Source organism: Streptomyces sp. NPDC058375 (assembly GCF_042723425.1).
GTDB lineage: Bacteria > Actinomycetota > Actinomycetes > Streptomycetales > Streptomycetaceae > Streptomyces > Streptomyces durocortorensis.
Genome location: NZ_JBHXJG010000161.1, coordinates 1 through 16,969, shown reverse-complemented (window position 1 = coordinate 16,969; position 16,969 = coordinate 1). Strand labels below are relative to the sequence as shown.

At 70.9% G+C, this 16,969-nt stretch carries 16 protein-coding genes and 3 pseudogenes; 9 read left to right on the top strand and 10 right to left on the bottom strand.

Annotated features, from left to right (window positions below):
* The 5 genes and pseudogenes from ACFWM7_RS23630 to ACFWM7_RS23610 form a co-directional block, all read left to right on the top strand.
* A pseudogene (locus ACFWM7_RS23630) lies at positions 1-503 on the top strand (NADP-dependent phosphogluconate dehydrogenase); the annotation flags it as partial.
* Positions 504-616: 113 nt separating this feature from the next.
* Positions 617-1,717: a Dyp-type peroxidase gene (locus ACFWM7_RS23625; protein WP_383263542.1), complete on the top strand. Its 1,101-nt coding sequence runs from the start codon at positions 617-619 to the stop codon at positions 1,715-1,717.
* The gene (locus tag ACFWM7_RS23620) at positions 1,717-2,514 is read left to right on the top strand and encodes a family 1 encapsulin nanocompartment shell protein (protein WP_383263540.1); all 798 of its coding nucleotides are present in this window, start codon (positions 1,717-1,719) and stop codon (positions 2,512-2,514) included. The genes ACFWM7_RS23625 and ACFWM7_RS23620 overlap by 1 nt, the downstream gene beginning before the upstream one ends.
* A gap of 32 nt (positions 2,515-2,546) precedes the next feature.
* Positions 2,547-3,956 carry a diaminopimelate decarboxylase gene (locus ACFWM7_RS23615; RefSeq protein WP_383263539.1) on the top strand — a complete coding sequence of 470 codons (1,410 nt, stop codon included), beginning with the start codon at positions 2,547-2,549 and terminating at the stop codon, positions 3,954-3,956.
* A gap of 833 nt (positions 3,957-4,789) precedes the next feature.
* Positions 4,790-5,182, top strand: a pseudogene (locus ACFWM7_RS23610) (PIG-L deacetylase family protein); the annotation flags it as partial.
* A 474-nt stretch (positions 5,183-5,656) separates the two neighbouring features.
* Here the strand turns inward: ACFWM7_RS23610 and ACFWM7_RS23605 are convergent.
* Together ACFWM7_RS23605 and panD are read right to left on the bottom strand one after the other, a co-directional pair.
* Complete coding sequence (locus ACFWM7_RS23605) at positions 5,657-6,010, bottom strand: GNAT family N-acetyltransferase (RefSeq protein ID WP_383263538.1); 354 nt, start codon at positions 6,008-6,010, stop codon at positions 5,657-5,659.
* Between the two features lie 34 nt (positions 6,011-6,044).
* Positions 6,045-6,470 carry an aspartate 1-decarboxylase gene (gene panD, locus ACFWM7_RS23600; protein ID WP_383263536.1) on the bottom strand — a complete coding sequence of 142 codons (426 nt, stop codon included), beginning with the start codon at positions 6,468-6,470 and terminating at the stop codon, positions 6,045-6,047.
* A 433-nt stretch (positions 6,471-6,903) separates the two neighbouring features.
* Here panD and ACFWM7_RS23595 point away from each other — a divergent pair, with 433 nt between their 5' ends.
* A complete protein-coding gene (locus tag ACFWM7_RS23595) occupies positions 6,904-7,434 on the top strand; it encodes a helix-turn-helix domain-containing protein (RefSeq protein WP_383263535.1) in 531 nt (176 codons plus the stop codon).
* Here the strand turns inward: ACFWM7_RS23595 and cutA are convergent.
* Positions 7,367-7,690, bottom strand: coding sequence for a divalent-cation tolerance protein CutA (cutA, locus tag ACFWM7_RS23590; RefSeq protein ID WP_383263534.1), 324 nt, complete (start codon positions 7,688-7,690; stop codon positions 7,367-7,369). The genes ACFWM7_RS23595 and cutA overlap by 68 nt on opposite strands.
* Positions 7,691-8,027: 337 nt before the next feature.
* A complete protein-coding gene (locus ACFWM7_RS23585; protein ID WP_383263533.1) occupies positions 8,028-8,843 on the bottom strand; it encodes a DUF3592 domain-containing protein in 816 nt (271 codons plus the stop codon).
* Between ACFWM7_RS23585 and ACFWM7_RS23580 the strand changes: the two genes are divergently transcribed.
* The 3 genes from ACFWM7_RS23580 to ACFWM7_RS23570 all read left to right on the top strand — a co-directional run bounded on the left by ACFWM7_RS23580 (position 8,844) and on the right by ACFWM7_RS23570 (position 11,058).
* Complete coding sequence (locus tag ACFWM7_RS23580; RefSeq protein WP_383263531.1) at positions 8,844-9,293, top strand: LysR substrate-binding domain-containing protein; 450 nt, start codon at positions 8,844-8,846, stop codon at positions 9,291-9,293.
* A 153-nt stretch (positions 9,294-9,446) separates the two neighbouring features.
* Positions 9,447-9,626 carry an ANTAR domain-containing protein gene (locus ACFWM7_RS23575; RefSeq protein ID WP_383263529.1) on the top strand — a complete coding sequence of 60 codons (180 nt, stop codon included), beginning with the start codon at positions 9,447-9,449 and terminating at the stop codon, positions 9,624-9,626.
* Positions 9,627-9,882: 256 nt separating this feature from the next.
* Positions 9,883-11,058, top strand: a complete 1,176-nt coding sequence (locus ACFWM7_RS23570; protein ID WP_383263527.1) for a hypothetical protein — start codon at positions 9,883-9,885, stop codon at positions 11,056-11,058.
* Between the two features lie 456 nt (positions 11,059-11,514).
* Here ACFWM7_RS23570 and ACFWM7_RS23565 read toward each other — a convergent pair.
* The 6 genes and pseudogenes from ACFWM7_RS23565 to ACFWM7_RS23540 form a co-directional block, all read right to left on the bottom strand.
* A pseudogene (locus tag ACFWM7_RS23565) lies at positions 11,515-11,625 on the bottom strand (hypothetical protein); the annotation flags it as partial.
* 364 nt (positions 11,626-11,989) lie between these two features.
* Entirely contained in the window at positions 11,990-13,174 is a 1,185-nt protein-coding gene (locus ACFWM7_RS23560) for a winged helix DNA-binding domain-containing protein (protein ID WP_383263526.1), read from the bottom strand.
* Complete coding sequence (locus ACFWM7_RS23555) at positions 13,171-13,551, bottom strand: hypothetical protein (RefSeq protein ID WP_383263525.1); 381 nt, start codon at positions 13,549-13,551, stop codon at positions 13,171-13,173. The genes ACFWM7_RS23560 and ACFWM7_RS23555 overlap by 4 nt, the downstream gene beginning before the upstream one ends.
* Positions 13,552-13,582: 31 nt before the next feature.
* A complete protein-coding gene (locus tag ACFWM7_RS23550; RefSeq protein ID WP_383263523.1) occupies positions 13,583-13,720 on the bottom strand; it encodes a hypothetical protein in 138 nt (45 codons plus the stop codon).
* 592 nt (positions 13,721-14,312) lie between these two features.
* Entirely contained in the window at positions 14,313-15,011 is a 699-nt protein-coding gene (locus tag ACFWM7_RS23545; protein ID WP_383263521.1) for a GAF and ANTAR domain-containing protein, read from the bottom strand.
* A gap of 740 nt (positions 15,012-15,751) precedes the next feature.
* Positions 15,752-16,612 carry an alpha/beta fold hydrolase gene (locus ACFWM7_RS23540; protein ID WP_383263520.1) on the bottom strand — a complete coding sequence of 287 codons (861 nt, stop codon included), beginning with the start codon at positions 16,610-16,612 and terminating at the stop codon, positions 15,752-15,754.
* Between the last annotated feature and the right edge of the window lie 357 nt (positions 16,613-16,969).

Here is a 16,969-nt window from a genome sequence, read left to right as displayed (position 1 = left end):
ACGGGGCGGCGGCCGCGGCGTTCGCGGACCGGGTGGAGCAGGCCCTGTACGCCTCCAAGATCGTCTCGTACACACAGGGCTTCCACCAGATCAGGGCGGGCAGCGAGGCGTACGACTGGGACATCGACCTCGGTTCCGTGGCGGCGATCTGGCGGGCGGGCTGCATCATCCGGGCGGCGTTCCTGGACCGCATCCGCGCCGCCTACGACGCCCGGCCCGACCTGGTGAGCCTGCTCGCCGACAAGGAGTTCGGGCAGGAGATCGGAGCGGCGCAGGACGACTGGCGGGCGGTGGTGGCCGAGGCCACGCGCCAGGGCGTGCCGACCCCGGGCTTCGCCGCCGCGCTCTCGTACTACGACGGGCTGCGCGCGGACCGGCTGCCCGCGGCGCTCACCCAGGGCCAGCGGGACTTCTTCGGGGCGCACACCTACCGGCGTACGGACCGGGAGGGTTTGTTCCACACCCTCTGGGGCGGCGACCGGTCCGAGGTCGAGGCGGGCTGACCCGGCCGGGCGCTCCCGGCGTGCGGGCGGGGCCGGGGCGTGGGTTAGTGGCTGCGAGCCCTGTCCGCTCCGCCCGTTCACCGCCGTACCGTCCATACCAGTGGAGTGCGCCCATGCCCGACGCCGTCCCCGACCCCGTCTCCGTACAGCCCGTCGTGGGGCCGTTGACCAATGCGGCGCTGATTCTGGTCGGCACGATCGAGCCGGGTGGCGAGGGCGCGGTGCGGGACGTGCTGCCGGATCTCGCGGCCGTGGCCCGGTCGCTCGGCTTCCGGTTCCCGGACTCCGATCTCGCCTGTGTGGCGGGGTTCGGCTCCAGCGCCTGGGACCGCCTGTTCGCCGGGCCGCGCCCGGCTCAGCTCCACCCGTTCCCGGAACTGCGGGGTCCGCTGCACCACGCGCCGGCGACCCCGGGCGACGTGCTGCTGCACATCCGGGCCGAGCGGATGGACGTCTGTTACGCGTGGGCGGCCCAGCTGCTCGACAAGCTCGGCGGAGCCCTGCGGATCGTGGACGAGACGCACGGCTTCCGCTACCTCGACCACCGGGACCTGCTCGGCTTCGTGGACGGTACGGAGAACCCGGTCGGCGACGACGCCCGTGCGGCGGCGCTGGTCGGCGCGGAGGACGACCCGGACTTCGAGGGCGGCAGTTACGTCGTCGTACAGAAGTATCTGCACGACCTGGCGGCCTGGAACGCGCTCACCGTCGAGGAGCAGGAACGCGTCATCGGCCGCACCAAGCTCGACGACATCGAGTTCCCGGACGAGGACAAGCCCGCCGACTCCCACCTCGCGCTCAACACCATCACCGACCCGGACGGCACCGAGCGGGACATCCTGCGGGCGAACATGCCGTTCGGGAGCTTCGGGAAGGGCGAGTTCGGTACGTACTTCATCGGGTACGCCGCCGATCCCGACGTGACCGAGCGGATGCTCCGCAACATGTTCCTCGGCGATCCGCCCGGGACGCACGACCGCATCCTGGACTTCTCCACCGCGGTCACCGGCTCCCTCTTCTTCGCCCCCCGCGCCGACTTCCTGGACGACCCGCCGCCCCTGCCCTCCCTGACCCGCTCCGGGGACCGTCCGGAGCCGGTAGCCGTACCGGTCCGGCAGGAGCCAGCACCTGACCCCGTCCGGCAAGAGCCGGTCCCGGCCGGTTCCGACCACGGTTCGCTGCGCATCGGCAGCCTGCAAGAAAGTGCCCAGTGATGAACAACCTGCACCGCGAACTCGCTCCGGTCACGCCGTCCGCCTGGGCCGAGATCGAGGAGGAGGCCCGGCGCACCTTCCGCCGCCATGTGGCCGGCCGCCGGGTCGTCGATGTGTCCGATCCGGACGGTCCGACGCTGGCCGCCGTGGGCGACGGCCATCTGCGCGACATCGATCCGCCCACCCCGGACGTGGTGGCGCGGGCCCGCACGTCGATGCCGGTCGTCGAGTGGCGGGTGCCGTTCACGGTGACCCGCCAGGCCGTGGACGACGTTGAGCGCGGCTCCGCCGACAGCGACTGGCAGCCCGTCAAGGACGCGGCCCGCACCTGTGCGTTCGCCGAGGACATGGCGGTCATCGACGGGTACGGGGCGGCCGGGATCACCGGTCTGCGGGACGGCTCCTCGCACGAACCGCTGCCGCTGCCCGCCGACGCGCGGGACTATCCGGTGGCGGTCAGCCAGGCCGTGACGCGGCTGCGGCTGGCCGGAGTCGACGGGCCGTACCGGCTGCTGCTGGGTGCGGACGCGTTCACCGAGGCGGCCGAGACCTCGGACCACGGGTATCCGGTCAAGACCCACCTGAGCCGGCTGGTGGACGACGAGATCCTGTGGGCGCCCGCGGTCAAGGGCGGTGTGCTGCTGTCCACCCGGGGCGGGGACTTCGAACTCTGCCTGGGCCAGGACCTGTCGATCGGCTACGCGGACCACGACGCCACGACCATTCAGCTCTACTTCCACCAGGCCTTCACCTTCCGGATGCTGACGCCGGAGGCCGTGGTCGGCCTGATCGCCTGACCGTGGGGGCAGCCATCAGGGACTCTGGCCGTATGACGCAGACGACTTCCGGACCACACCACAAGGGGGACGGCACGGCACCGCCCGCCGCCCGCTTCGACGCCGTCGTCGAAGCGGCCGTCCAGCAGGGGCTGCTGGGCGAGAGCGGTCCGGTCGCCGGGTTCATCGACACGGCGGGGGTGCGCGCCTCCGTCGAGTGCCTGTGCGACGCCTTCGCCGCCACGCCCGGGGTGCTGCACACCTTCGCGGCCAAGGCCTGTTCCCTCATCCCGGTGCTGAGGCTGCTCGCCGACTGCGGCATGGGGTGCGAGGTGGCGAGCCCCGGTGAGCTGCGACTGGCCCTGGAGGCCGGGTTCCCCGCCTCCCGTATCGTCCTGGACTCCCCCGCCAAGACCCGCGAGGAGATCCGGCTGGCGCTCGCCCTGGGCGTGGCCGTCAACGCCGACAGTCTCGACGAACTGCGCCGCATCGACGCGCTCCGGAACCCGAGCACCGCCTCGGTACTCGGGCTGCGGGTCAACCCCCAGGTGGGCGGTGGCTCGATCGGGCCGATGAGCACGGCGACGGACACGTCGAAGTTCGGAGTGGCCCTGCGCGACCCGGGGGCCCGCGAAGCGATCGTGGAGGCCTTCCGGGAACGCCCGTGGCTGACCCGGCTGCACGCCCATGTGGGCTCCCAGGGCTGCCCGTTGGAGCTCATCGCGGCCGGGGTGGCACGAACGTACGAACTCGCCGAGGAGGTCAACGCCGAGCTGGGCGTGCAGCGGATCACCAGTCTGGACATCGGCGGCGGGCTCCCGGTCAACTTCGCCGACGAGAGTGTGCGCCCCATGTACGCGGACTACGTGTCGGCCCTGACGGCTGCCGCTCCGGGCCTCTTCTCCGGGCGCTACGCCCTGGTCACGGAGTTCGGCCGGTCGCTGCTGGCGAAGAACGGATTCATCGGGGCCCGGGTGGAGTACACGAAGGACGCCGGCGGCCGCCGGATCGCGCTCACCCACGCGGGAGCGCAGACCGCCACCCGTACCGTCCTGATGCCCGATGCCTGGCCACTGCGGGTCGGGGCGTTCGGCCCGGACGGCGCGCCGAAGGACGGCCCGGAACTGGCGCAGGACATCGCGGGGCCGTGCTGCTTCGCGGGGGACGTGGTGGCGTACGGCGAGGAGCTGCCGGAGCTGGCCGAGGGCGATGTGGTGGTGCTGTACGACACGGGCGCGTACTACTTCTCCACCCCGTGGGCGTACAACAGCCTGCCCCGTCCGGCTGTGTACGGATTTTGGGTGGCGGCGGGGCAGAGCGACGGGACGGGAACGGCGGACGGGGGCGGGGCCGGGGCGTGGGCGGTGACGTTCACGACGGTGCGGGACGCGCAGTCGATGGACGCCATCGCGGCGGAGAGCGGACTGGCGCATGTGGACGCGCTGATCGAGCGGGGCGACTGAGCGGGCAGCTACGCGCTGAGCGACTGGGCGGGCAGCGACGCGCTGAGCGACTGGGCGGGCGGCGACGCGCTGAGCGACTGGGCGGGCGGCGACGCGCAGATCGAGCGGGGCGACGCAGCGGGCGGGGCGAGCCGCCCGGCAGGCCGACCCGCCCCGGTCCCTCCGAGGCGGGGCGGAGGCGCCGGGCGATCATCGCCGCCCGGGCGCTCCTCCCCCTGCCCGGCCGGGCGAACAAGGCCCTGTCCCTGGCCCCGGCCTGCACCGGGCCGGGGGTCCGGTCACGCCCCGGCGGGCTGCGGCTCGGGTTCCGGATCCGGTACGGGGTCCGGGCCGGGGGCCGGCGGCTGCGGAATCGGGTCCGGAGCGGGCCCGGGCGGCACCGGTGCGGGCCCCGGCGGAACGGGCGGCGGGCTGGGCACCGGAGTGGGCGGGCCCGGTACGGGCGGAGGGGTCGGCGAGGGCGGTACGGGGTCGGGGTACGGGTGGGTCATCGCGATCCTCCACAACGGCACGAAAAGGACAGATGGAGCTTTCCTCCACCGTCTCCCGGTGCGGCTGCCCGCGCCTGCCGAGTCCACACATGCGCCCCGCGACAGCGACGGGCGCCGAGGCGTACCGGACCGTCCGAAGTGGGCAGGACACGGGGAGGAGACGAGACGAGCAGAACTCCGCCAAGGTGCGCGACCCTGTCCGGAGCCACGACCACGACCGGCTCCGGATCCGGACCGCGACCATGCCCGGGCTCCGGACCCGAACCGCGACCACGACCACGACCACGACCAGGACCGGGCTTCGGCACCGGACCCGCGACCCGCGACCCGCGACCCGCGACCATGCCCGGCTCCGGATCCGGACCCGCGACCTCACCGGCCGATGCGAAGGTGTGCCTCATGCCCCTGCCGAGCGTTCTCGCCGTACACGCCCATCCGGACGACGAGGCCCTGTTCTGCGGAGGTGTCCTCGCCCAGCACGCGGCGGCGGCCGCACGCACGGCGGTGGTCACGGCCACCTGGGCGGAGGGGACGCACCGGGCCGCCGAGCTCGCCCGCGCCCTCGACGCCCTCGACGCGGGCGCCCCGCGGCTGCTCGGCTACGCGGACGCCCGCGTACCGGAGTCGGCTCCGGGCCGGCCCCGGTTCCTCGACGCGCCGCTGGACGAAGCCGTGGAGGCCGTGGTCGGCCACATCCGTGACGTACGCCCGGAGATCGTGATCACGACGGACGCCTACGGGGGCATGACCGGCCACCCGGACCACGTGCACGCCCACCGGGTCACCGCGCTGGCGGTACGGGCCGCCGGGCTCCCCCGCTTCTGCCCACGCGCCGGCGCCCCCTGGCAGCCGAGCGCCCTGCACCTCGCCACGCACCCCCGCTCGGCGGCCGGTGCGGTGGGCGGAAGGCTCGCCCGGGCGGGAACCCCGGTCGAGGCGCTGTACTGCTCGGAGGACGCGTGGATCACCACGACCGTCGACGTCGGCCCCTGGCTCCCGCAGAAGCTGGCCGCGATCCTCGCGCACCGCAGCGAGGTGGAACGTGGAGCGGCACCCGGCCGGATCGCCGCTCTGCCTGCGGCGGTTCAGCGCGAGGTGCTGGGCACCGAGTGGTACATCCGCCAGGACCTGGCGCGCCCCGGGGCGGGTCTGCCACGGAGCTGCGCGCGTGAGGTGCCCGGGGCGCCGGCCAAGTCGTGCTCCCGACGGTCAGAACAGCTCGGGGTGGTTCCTGAGCTGCCGCTCCGCCTCCGACACGAGCTCGGCGGACGCCGCCGGCGCCTCGTCGGGGTGGCGCTGCGCCCACTTCGCCGCGTACGGGCACAGCGGAACGACGGGAACGCCCGCACGGGCGGCCATGGCGTAGAACTCCCTCACGAGCGCCCCCGCGATGCCCTTGCCCTCGTGTTCGGGCCGGACGACGGTGTGGACGGCCACGAGCGCGCCGGGGGCCGGGTCCATGACGAAGTACGCGATGGTCCCGGTCGCCTCACCGCCCTCGTACGCCACGAGGCTGCCGTGGACCCGGTCGTCCCTGATCTCCACAGGTGCGCTCTCCGCCATGACTCCCGCTCTCCTTGTCCTGGAGCGGACGGGTTCAGCCGCCCGCGACGACGGCCTGCGGGCTCCGCTCCGTACTGGTTCCGGGCACCGGCGCCGAGGCGTCGGCACCGAGCGCCACGATCCGGTTGTCCGCGTCCACGTGTACGACCCGCGGCACGAGAGCACGGGCCTCCGCATCGTCGACCTGTCCGTAGCTGATCAGGATGACCAGGTCACCGGGGTGCACAAGGTGTGCGGCCGCGCCGTTGATCCCGATGACACCGGAGCCACGCTCGCCCTCGATGACGTACGTCTCCAGGCGGGCGCCGTTGTCGATGTCAACGATATGGACCAGCTCGCCGGGCAGCAGGTCGGCGGCCTCCATCAGGGCGGCGTCGATCGTCACGGACCCGACGTAGTGCAGGTCGGCCTGGGTGACGGTGGCCCGGTGGATCTTGGACTTGAATATCGTTCGTAGCATTGAGGTACTCCTGGACATAGGCTCCCTGCCTGCGTTTTTGCAGGTCAAGGGCTGTTTTCCACACCCTACAACGAGTCGCAGGTTCAGGCAGCTGTCCCTAGGTTTTTCAGGACTCATGCTGACCACTTGCTGACTTTTCTGACTCATCATCAGGCGATGCCGAGGGGCTGCATGCGCATGCCCCGGATCCACCGCGACGACCTCGTAAGCCTACGCAGTGCGCCCACAGAAGCCCGCGTGACCACCGTCACCCTCGCGGTACGGTGACACACGATCCGTGAGAGCACGAAGACTCGCCGCCCCCGGAAGCCACAAACAGCGGGGCCACCTAGCAGCAATCTCCGGCTGAGCAGAACCGGCTCTTCTCTTCACGACGGGGGCGCCACCGTCGTCACCCCCAGGTCGGGGTGGCGTTGCTGTCTGGTGCGTGGGCATGCACCCATCGCACCGTGGCTGCGCGATCCGGAACAGGGGAAACCGGAGTGGGAAATCTTTGTCAAGGGGAACACCAGGGGGAGTTGAAGGGAGTATTGGCTTTCTCCCACGGATAGGGGTCAGACTCATGGCAGTGGATCCATTTGCCGAGCTGCTCCGTCACCTGCGACGTAACGCGAATCGGACGCAGGACGACCAGGCCGGCGCGATCAACGCCGCTTCCGGCCGGGCGACGATGACCCGCCGAGAGGTCAATCGGTACGAGAACGGTGCCAACGTTCCGACGGACCACACCCTGGCGAACATCGCTTTGGCCTGTGGCGTCTCGCTGGAGCCGCTGCTGCGCGAGGCGAAAGCCGCCCGCGCCAGGCGGCGAGAGAAGTACAAGGCCGAGGCGGCTGCTGTGAAGCGTCCAAGCGCACCGGCTCGGCGAGAGCGAGGCGCTGCAGTGGTGACCTCTACTACGGGCGCGTCTCGTCGACGGCCCAGGACAAGTACGCCTCCGACCCTCCGGTCACAGGCAGCGTGATCCACTGGGGGACGTCGTACGGGTGCCTCTCGTGCAGCCATGCCTCCAGCGCAGGGAGGCGATCCGACGACGTCATGTAGGAGATCCGCCACTCCTGCGCCGCTTCGACCTTTCCCTGCCACCAGTAGAAGGCGGTGATGGGCGCATCGATGTGAACGCCCGCCGCCAGTTTGCTCTCAACAGCACCTCTGGCGAGGGTCTTCGCCTGCTCCTCGTCGTCACTCGTCGTCTGCGCGATCACGATCTCGGGATCCATGCGGCTACCTCTCCAGCTCGAGTACCACGACCCTACCCATGTGTTCGATGCAGGCCGACGAGAGGGGCAGAGGCGGCTCGCAGTGTTCGGGCCGCCGTGTTTGAGAAACGCCTGGCGCGCGGAGCTGCTTCATACCTGTGGGGTTTAGCGTCCCCGGCCGACCGCCCCTGGAGGTCCGTCGACTTACTGCCGCCTTGTGGCAACCGCACGGCGCCGAGTCGGTGCCGCGCCTCCGTCTCCCTGGCCTGCAGCCTGATCTGCTTCAGACGCCTCAAGCAGTACCAGTCATGAGCGGTGGTACCAGTTCGAGAAGTGCTCGGCTCGCGCGCGTACGGAGTCAGCCACGCAACGCGATGAAGAGCTGGTACCCGGTGACTCCAAGCCCGCCGCAGGCCATACCCAGGCCCACGACTGCCATCAGCGCCATCATGACCTGGCCGTACAGAGACTGGCGGGCGGAGGCACGGCTGGGGTTGCGCGGGTCGTAACTGAGCTCCAGTTGCTGCCCGCCGGTCGACTCCCGGTAGAAGTGCAGCCCACCGTCCTGGTCCACATACCGATACACCTTGGATTTGTCGGTGTAGTGGTCGAGTTCGGCCATCACCGTGATGCCGTGCTTGGGAAGGCGCAGCGCGTCGTACAGGCCTCGTCCCAGCGTCAGAGCCATGAATGCCCCCGCGCACGCGAAGAGCTGAAAGAACGGCAGCGCGATCGCCCACGCCGGCTCACGGAGCACCGCCACTGTCACATCGATCACCGCGAAGACCGCGATCACGGCGACAACGAGATCGCGCTTCGAGGGCCTTCGGGGGTGTCCAGCAGGCACTTCGGTGATCAGATCTTCGCCGTCGACGCGCGGTCCTTCGGCCGCTCTCTCGGGCAGGCGGGCCTCCAGAGCGGCGCAGAACGCGGTCACGGCAGCGGCGCTGGCATCGTGAACCGCGTACACGGCAGGAGGACGGTCGGCCTCTGCAGTCGTAAGTACGACCTCGAACGAGCGGTCGAGGCTGCGGACCGCTTCGATGGCGTCCAGCGGAATTCGTGTCACGCGCCCGTCCTGTTCCCACTGCACGTAGTCGAGTCCGTCCCCGAAGCGGGCGGTGGCACTGCCGCCGCGCAGCACGAGGGATGGGAGGGCAGGCGTCTTCGTCATGTGCATAGGACGGCTGAGATCAACAAACGGTTGCCCACCGTCGTGGCAGGCGCACGCCACAGCCTCAGAGCAGAAGGCGGCCCCACTCAGCGCTGGGGCATCTTGGGCCCCGGCACCACAGCATGCCAAGCGGGCGGGTTCGCGCCGCACATCGAACACCGTGTGCACGAGTGGCACGCCATCCTGTCGCTGGTGGCCCACGGTTTCGGGGTAAGTCTGCTGCCGCGCCTGGCCCCGCATCCGGCCGGAGTACCAGTTGTCCGGATCCCGCCGCGGGGCGCCCCGGTACCTGCCCGGCGGATGGCGACCTGTATTCGCGTGGGCAGCCATGAGCGGCCGGCCGTGGCCCGCGGCCTGGCGGTGCTGCGCCGGGCTGCTGGTGCCGGCGCGACATCAGCGTGCTGGCCGACCTCGCGCCCCAGGCCCGGAAACGAGGAGTGCGCATCATGATGGGCTTCCTGCTGTTCACCGAGGACGCGGACTTCGGGGCGCTGAACCTCTACTCCCGTCGGCCCGGAGCGTTCACCGAGGGGAGCGAGCGGGCCGGTGCAGTGCCGGCTCCCACGCCGCCGTCGCCCTGGCCGCCGCCCACCCTTCGCCCAGATGGAACAGGCCCTTGCCACCCGCGACCAGATCGGCCAGGCGATGGGCGTCCTCATGGCCCGCCACAACTTTCCCGACGACCAGGCGGTCAGCCAACTGCGCCGCTACTCGCAGAACAACGTCAAACTCCGCGAGGTCACTCTGCTGGTGTGCGATCAGGGCGCCCCGCCGGGGCCCTGAACCCGGGCAGAAACCGGGCTCCCGGCAGCCGTTCCGCACCGGGGGCCCTGGGCCGGGGCCGCCCCCGGGGGAGTGTCGCCGTCCCGGCCTGTGCCCCGGGGTTCCCGGCCTCGGGCTCCGTAGACAACACGCGAGCACGGGGTGTGCTGGGCAGGTACGGGCCCGGGGGCGGCCCGGGCCCCTGGTGGCGGCGGGCCCTTTGCTGGGACGTCAGGGAGGCTAGCCAGAGTTCCCTCTTGCCTGCACCATCGAGGGCATGGCTGTTCGAATGACGTGGCGCAGCTACTCGGTCGGTGCAGATGATCTGGTCACGGTGTACTGGTTTCGCCTGGAGCAGGACTGGCGCGTGGGCTATGTCGCGAAAGCGCTGGGCGTGTCCGGCTTGTCGCGTGAATACGTGGACGTGACCGGCACGTCCAAGGAGATCGCTGCGTGGGCGGCTGCCGCGACGGCATACGTGGACGAGGTCGCCGCGGCGGCGGCCGAGCTGAGTCACGTGCAGTGGCGGACGTGGCGGTGGCGCAGACGACCGGTGGTGTGCCGGTGGGCGGAAGCGAAGTACGACGCTGCCAAGGCGCCCTACCTCGATCGAGTGCGCGCAGCGGCCTCGGCCTATCAGCCGGTTCGGGACGTCATCGAGGAACGCATCGCGGAGCGGGAGGCGGTCCGGCTCCAATCGGTCGAGCGGCGGGCGCGCCGACAGCGTGCGGCGGAGGCCCGCTTCCAGGCGTGGGAACGACGGCAGGCAGTGGCAGATGAGCCCTTGCCCAGTGGGCTCACCCCGCGCCAAATGGCGGCACGGGGTGACACCCCGAGGAATTGGCCTCCGCAGGTGGAGGAGACGGTGGGCGACGTCGCTCGGTGGTGGGCGGGGGTTTGCGAGTCGGTCCGCAACGAGCAGGCCCGCGCAGAGGCCGTCCAGGCGGTGACCGAGGTGATCACTGCCACTGCGGTGGCGCTGAGGAAGGCGGGCAGACCCGGCCTTGTCCCGGCCAACTTGCAGCGGCCCTCTCAGGTGCGTTATGGCTGGTGGGTGGAGTTTCAGTGGTCAAGGCCCGGCGTTGAGCTGCTGAGGACACCACCGAGCGTGCCCATGGACCACCTGCCAACAGGGGGCCACTGGGACTATGACTTATATCTGCCCCAGCGGATGTTCTTCACGGAGCGCCATCTCGCGACCGTAGTAAAGGAGCGAATCGGGAGCAGTGGGTCTACCCGACCGGCCTGGTGGCTGCGGGAGTTCGACGAGTTCGCGGAGAGCCTGTTCCCCGTCCGGATCACGTACGGACCAGGGTTGGGGTGGATCGGGAGCGACGAAATCTGTACCCGGATCACCGACCATGCCGACCCGGACGTCTTCGTACCGTATGTCCGTGCCGTGGCTCATAGCGCCATGACCACCTTCCGGGCTTTGATGCCCAGCCCCAGGTAGATAGGTGCCGGTCTCGATCCGGAGGATGAGACCGGCCCGGACGGGAGGCTCGTCAAGGGCCAGGACGGGGCAAGGTTGCCGAGCCGGAACTGCATGGGACTCCTCCTCGACCAGCTCCCTACCCTGCTTGACGCACCGGGCTCAGCAGTCCACAGCCGGCAAGCGACCGCTGTACTAGCCCCGCGCGGCCTCGGCCCTGGAGGGCGGCACGGGGAGGCGTACGTCAACGACCAGGGCGCGGACGTCTTGCCACCAGGACCCGGCGGACTGGCTGCCGCCGTCCACGGACGCGCAGTGCCGATTGAGTGTGCTGCAGTGACCCCATGGGGCCCATCGGGCGGGCGGGTAAACGTACGTGGGGTCGTCGAGCTGGCGGTAGCCCTCCAGTGAGCGTGGAGGTGCCCTCGTGCTCGGCGAGCGTGAGGGTGGGCCTTGACCCCGAATCCTGAACACGGGTTATGCGGCTTGTGCCAGCGTAGGTGGTGTGAGGTGGAGGGCGTTCTCGTAGGCGATCGGTGATCGTTGTCCGAGGCGGGAGTGTCGGCGGCGGGTGTTGTAGCGGTGGAGCCATCGGAAGGCTTCGAGTCGGGCCTCGCGCTCGGAACTCCTACGGCTGGAGCGACATCATCGACGTCGGACCGCTGGCGGCCGCCCGCGGCCTGGAGATGTACGCCCACTTTCACACCGCACTCGGCCTCGCCCTCGGCGGCCGCTTCGGAGTCAAGATCGTTCGCTGAGGCCGGGCCGACCGCGGCGTATGCCGAAACTCGTGGCGGATGACCCCTGCACTCGCGTTCCTCGATGCCCTGACCCGTGTCGCCCGCATACACATGACGCGGTGTGAGAGCTCGAAGACGGAGCCCTCTGTGCCCGGATCGGCGGCATTCCCCGTGCTTGCGGCGGTGCGGGGCGCCAACGACGTCGTCGGTCATCAGGGGGATTGGCGGAGACGGCGTTCGAGAGGAGTGCGGTAGTGCGGGGTGATACGCAGGTCACCGAGCCAGGCTTCGAGCTGTTCGGCTCGCGCGTTCACGGCGCGGCGGCCTTCGAGCCCCGGGTCGGTGAGCAGGTGGGTGCGGATCCGGCCGGTGGGGTGATGTGTCCAGGCGCCGATGATGGAGCCGTCGGCCCAGATCGTGGGGCCGATGTTGCCGTTGCGGTCGTAGAGGTCGCCGACGTGGGCGGGGTCGAGGTAAAAGCCACGCTGGCGCCAGCCCATGGCAGTGGGGTCCAGGCCGGGCAGAAGGGCGACCCACGGCTCGGGGGCGGTGACGGGCTCCAGGTCATCGGGCAGGAGGTGGCCAGTACCGTCGTCGAGGCTGACGCTCACGGCGCCGCTGGCGGCGACGGCTTTGCGGGTGTCGGTGAGGGTCCAGCCGGTCCACCACTTCAGGTCGTCGGTGGTGGCCGGGCCGAACGCGGCCAGGTAACGACGGGCCAGCTCGGTCTTCGCTGCCGCGGTCTGCCACCCCTCGGCGGCGTCGGCGAGCGGCGAGAGCGCCCAGCGGAACCGGTTGGAGTTGAAACCACCGCTCGGGCGGCCGCGGCGGATCCGGCCTTCGGCGGCCAGGACCCGCAGGATCCGTGAGGAGACCGCCTGCCGGGCCTCGTACGGCTTGCCGGGCGAGACGGTCACCTGCTCACGCAGCGCGGGCACATCGGCGGCAAGCTGCGCGGCGCCGGCCTCGCCACGGACAGCGAGCGCGGCCAAGACGTCGGCCTCGACCGCCTTGTACCGCTCCAAGCTCCAGCCGGCACCGTCCCGCAGATAGGCAGCGCAGGCAGCCCGCTCCCGTGCGGCGATCGCACGGCCGGTGGACGCCTCGATCACCGGAGCGAGGGTGCTGGGAACGACGAACATCGTGCGCCGCATGCACAGCATCCGCTCCAGCGTCCCCTCCTCGTACAGCGCATCCTCCATGGCGGTGATGTCGGGACTGCTGGTGCGGGCGGCGGCGGCCAGGAACACGGCGGAGGGGTCGGTGGCGTGCAAGCCGATCAGCGCCTGGGCGACGTCCGGCATCCGAGGCACGTACTGGGAGGCCGCCAGGAGATGCCGGATCCCCAGCCGGGCGCGGCGTTCGGCGAAACTGACATGGCGACGGGGCCCGCTCACGCGGCCACTTCCGCCCGGGCCGGGGCCTTCGCCGCCAGGGCGGGGCTGAGGGTCAGGACGCGGCGCAGGATCGCTTCGATCTCATCCAGGGCGGGAGATGGACTGCCGACCAGGCCCAGCAGGAGGCTGCAGATGACCGCATCGGCGACAGCGGCACCGGTGGCGGGATCCGCACAGCGGGCGCAGGCCCGGAAGTTCGGTTCGGCAATCACCCGCGGGGCGGGCCGGAGCAGGGCCGCCTTCATGACCTTCCGTTCGCGCCCCTTGGGGGTGAAGCTCGCCATCAGTGCACCCGAGAACAGGACCGCGAACTGCTTCGGCGTGAGATCCGGGCTTCGGGAGCCCCGGGCTTCCACATAGCCGCCGAAGCGGTCCACAGGCACCTGCAGGGCAGCGGCGATCAGTTCCTCACGGATCGCGAAGTGGCAGGTCCTCGCGGATCGCGAAGTGGCAGGTCCTCGCGCCCAGCGGAACCCCGGCCGCTTCGGCGACCACTCGGTGAGCGAGCCCCTCGATGCCCCTCGCCGCGATCACTTGCTCCGTCATCACCACGAGCCCCTCGATCCTCCGCTGCGGATCCCGGCGCCGGCGCGGCGGCGCGATCACACAGGCCACCGACACGAGTCGCTCAGGACCGCACAGCGGCGCAGAGCAAGACAAGAGACGTCATCACGGGGACCACCAAAGGTCAGAAACCATCTCATTCTAGTACGGACGTACCAAAAAGGCCGAGCATCGGCCTTCTTAGAAACCAGGTCCCAAAAGTGCGTCGCCCCAAGCCCCCCGATCACCCCAGGCAAGCCCACGTGGTGAGTTCGGACCACCGCCGCTCGGCGGCCTCACCGCGGATACGCCGGGACTGCGAGTCGCGGTGAGTTTCCGTGGCGAATTCGAGGCGTGGTGCTTGGCCCGCCGTGATGAGTGAAAGGCGCCAATGCCCCGGGCGCGGAAACCATGCCGGGGGGGTCCGTGCACCCCCACCCGACGCGCCGGGGCGGTAGCGGCTCTGCGTGAATGTGTCATCCCCGCCGTACGGGGCACCCCACGGAGCAGGCCGGGGACGGCGACGCTCCCCAGGGGGCCGGTCCGGCCCAGGCTCCCCCGGTCCGGCTACGCGCCGGGGGAGCCGCCCCGCCGGCTACGTCAGGCGGGGAAGAGACCCGAGTTCGGTGACCTGGCGGGCGACTTCGCGGAGCTTGACGTTGCGGTCCTGGGAGTAGCGGCGCAGCACGTTGAACGCCTCGTTCTCGGCAATGCGGTGTCTCGCCATCAGGATGCCCATAGCCTCACCGATCACATGCCGGGTCGCCACCGCTTCGGTGAGCTGGGCGTGATGGCGGGCGCTGGACAGGGCCACGGCGGCGTGCGAGGCGAGCACCCACCCCGCCGTCTCGCTCGTCTCGTCGAACCGCCCCGGAAGCCGCGAGTAGAGGTTCAGGGCACCGAGGTTCTCGTCGTCGGTGAACAGCAGGAACCCCATCATGCTCCCGATTCCCAGCTCGGCAGCCGCAGGGGCGAAAGCGGGCCACCGCTGCTGGAGGTCGGTCATGTCGCCGATCCGGAAGACCCGCTCCCCGCCCCGGCGACGGGCCGCGTCGAAACACGGCCCCTCCTTCAGGCGCTCCTGCAACCGATGGCTCTCCTCGGCCAACGGCCCGGTCACCGCCAGCGTCTGCACCTGCTCGCCGCGCAGGATCAGAATCCCCGCCGCATCACAGCCCTCGACCAGCTCCGTCGCCGACCCGGCGATCCGCTCCAGCGTCCCGGCCACCGACTCCTGCCCCAGCAAATCGTGCGCCATAGCCGCTATCTGCTGCGCGAAAACCTGCCAGTCCATGCCCCATCCCATCTCAGGCCCCCGGGTGGGGCTCCGGGTTCTCCCCCGATCCAATCAGGGGGACACCTGCCCCGGGCCCAGCCCCCCCACGCACGTGCTCTCGGCCACAACCGCCCCCCACCGAACCACGCCGAGCCCCCCAAGGGCGGCCGCCGCAACGACCTGCGGGGCACCATCACCCGCACGTCAGCTCAATGGCCCCGTACGACGCACAGCGCGCCGTGACGGCCCGACAACACCCCCTCGCAGACGTCGCGATCGGCGGGTGGCTCCCGACCGCTGACGGCTGACCGGCCTGCCCGGGGCGGTTCCGGTCGGCCAGCGGCACGACGCTCTGTTGCACTACGCGGGCAGCGTCGGCACCGGCTGAAGCCAGGCCGAACGCACCCGCCTTGCTGAACCCGGGGCGCGCGGCCCATCGAAACCTGCCCTTTCACGCATGTCCCGCCGGGCGACAGGGCCCGGCGGGTGCTCCCCCACCTCGTCAGCGAGGTCCGGTACACCTCCCGCGCCCCCGCCGGACGTTTGGCCGCCCCTCCTGGCACCGGCTACACCCCGGCCTCACACCCGACCATTCGAGCTGAGAGAGCGCTGGGCAGGACGGTTCAGCCGTGCCGAGTACGCAGGCTGCCCGGTCTCAGGTGATCCTGAAACAACTGTGGCGCACAGGACTCTGAGTCGGCGAGAGCCCTTCGGACGGCGCCTCGGCGCGGGATGAGGCCTGCCGGCGGTGGACCGAGTTAGGCGGTGAAGAAGTCGCCCAGGGCGGCGGAGAGCGGGCCGGGGGCTTCCTCGGCCACATGATGGCCGGCGTCGATGCCGTGGCCCCGGACGTCGTCGGCCCAGTCGCGCCAGATGGCGCGCGGGTCGCCGTACAGGTCCTCCAAGTCGTCCCGCAGGGACCACAGAACCAGGGTGGGACACTCGATCCGTGCGTCCCGTGCCCGGTCCGCTTCCTCGTGGCGGCGGTCCACGGTAAGTCCGGCGCGGTAGTCCTCCAGCATGGCGCGCACGACGTCCGGATTCCTTGTGGCGGCCCGCCACTCGTCATGGTTCTCCTGCCCCATGGCTTCGGGGTTGCCGCGGTACCAGGCGTCGGGGTCCGCGTTGATGACGCGCTCGGGGATCTCCGGCTGGGCGAAGAAGAACCAGTGCCACCACGCGGTGGCGAACCGGGCATCCGCACGGGTCAGGTGCTCGCTCAGAGGCAGACCGTCCACGAACGCCACCCGGGTCACCGCGTCAGGATGGTCCAGCACCAGCCGGAGCGCCACGGCGGCCCCGCGGTCGTGCCCGACGAGCCCGAAGCGATGATGCCCGAGCGCCCGCATGACCTCGACCATGTCCCCGGCAACGGCACGCTTGGAGTGCGGGACGTGATCAGGAGCGGGCGCGGGGCCACGGGAGCGTCCGTAACCGCGCAGGTCGGGGCAGACGACGGTGAAGCCGCGCCGCACCAGAACGGGCGCGACCCGGTGCCAGGTCGCCGACGTCCGCGGGTGGCCGTGCAACAACAGCAGAGGCGGGCCCTCGCCCCCGTACCGGACGAAAATGGATGCCTCGCCGGTGTTCACCGTCCTGGCGGCGAAGTTCTCGAACACGAAACGCTCCTTTCGCTCCGAGGCCTGACCTGCGCCTCTCCCCGGTCTCCCGCCTGCCCAGGATGTGCCCCGGTACGTCGACTGGGCGGCCGAAAGCCGAAGCGCCCCTGTTGGCGGCGCAGCTCGGTGGCGTAACGCGGGCGCGGTACGGCGAGGGCTCGGTAGATGCGTGCCCCTTCCCGTTGGGCGGCGATCAGGTCGTCAGGGAAGATCGCAAGTTCGAAGTTCGGGGCCAGTCGAATGCCTGTCGGCCCCAGCAGGCGGGGGGGTGCCTCTATGTCGTTCGTCAAGGCACCCCTGTCGGGTTTGGGGCGGTTCGGTGTTGCTGGGGTTATGCGGCGAGTTCGACGTCCTTCG

Bases quoted from the DNA above. Each gene is read 5' to 3' on its own strand.
- ACFWM7_RS23625 (WP_383263542.1), top strand. From the start codon at position 617: ATGCCCGACGCCGTCCCCGACCCCGTCTCCGTACAGCCCGTCGTGGGG.
- ACFWM7_RS23615 (WP_383263539.1), top strand. From the start codon at position 2,547: ATGACGCAGACGACTTCCGGACCACACCACAAGGGGGACGGCACGGCA.
- ACFWM7_RS23570 (WP_383263527.1), top strand. From the start codon at position 9,883: ATGGCTGTTCGAATGACGTGGCGCAGCTACTCGGTCGGTGCAGATGAT.
- ACFWM7_RS23620 (WP_383263540.1), top strand. From the start codon at position 1,717: ATGAACAACCTGCACCGCGAACTCGCTCCGGTCACGCCGTCCGCCTGG.
- ACFWM7_RS23595 (WP_383263535.1), top strand. From the start codon at position 6,904: ATGCACCCATCGCACCGTGGCTGCGCGATCCGGAACAGGGGAAACCGG.
- ACFWM7_RS23545 (WP_383263521.1), bottom strand. From the start codon at position 15,011: ATGGACTGGCAGGTTTTCGCGCAGCAGATAGCGGCTATGGCGCACGAT.
- ACFWM7_RS23605 (WP_383263538.1), bottom strand. From the start codon at position 6,010: ATGGCGGAGAGCGCACCTGTGGAGATCAGGGACGACCGGGTCCACGGC.
- ACFWM7_RS23550 (WP_383263523.1), bottom strand. From the start codon at position 13,720: ATGACGGAGCAAGTGATCGCGGCGAGGGGCATCGAGGGGCTCGCTCAC.
- ACFWM7_RS23585 (WP_383263533.1), bottom strand. From the start codon at position 8,843: ATGACGAAGACGCCTGCCCTCCCATCCCTCGTGCTGCGCGGCGGCAGT.
- panD (WP_383263536.1), bottom strand. From the start codon at position 6,470: ATGCTACGAACGATATTCAAGTCCAAGATCCACCGGGCCACCGTCACC.
- cutA (WP_383263534.1), bottom strand. From the start codon at position 7,690: ATGGATCCCGAGATCGTGATCGCGCAGACGACGAGTGACGACGAGGAG.
- ACFWM7_RS23575 (WP_383263529.1), top strand. From the start codon at position 9,447: ATGGAACAGGCCCTTGCCACCCGCGACCAGATCGGCCAGGCGATGGGC.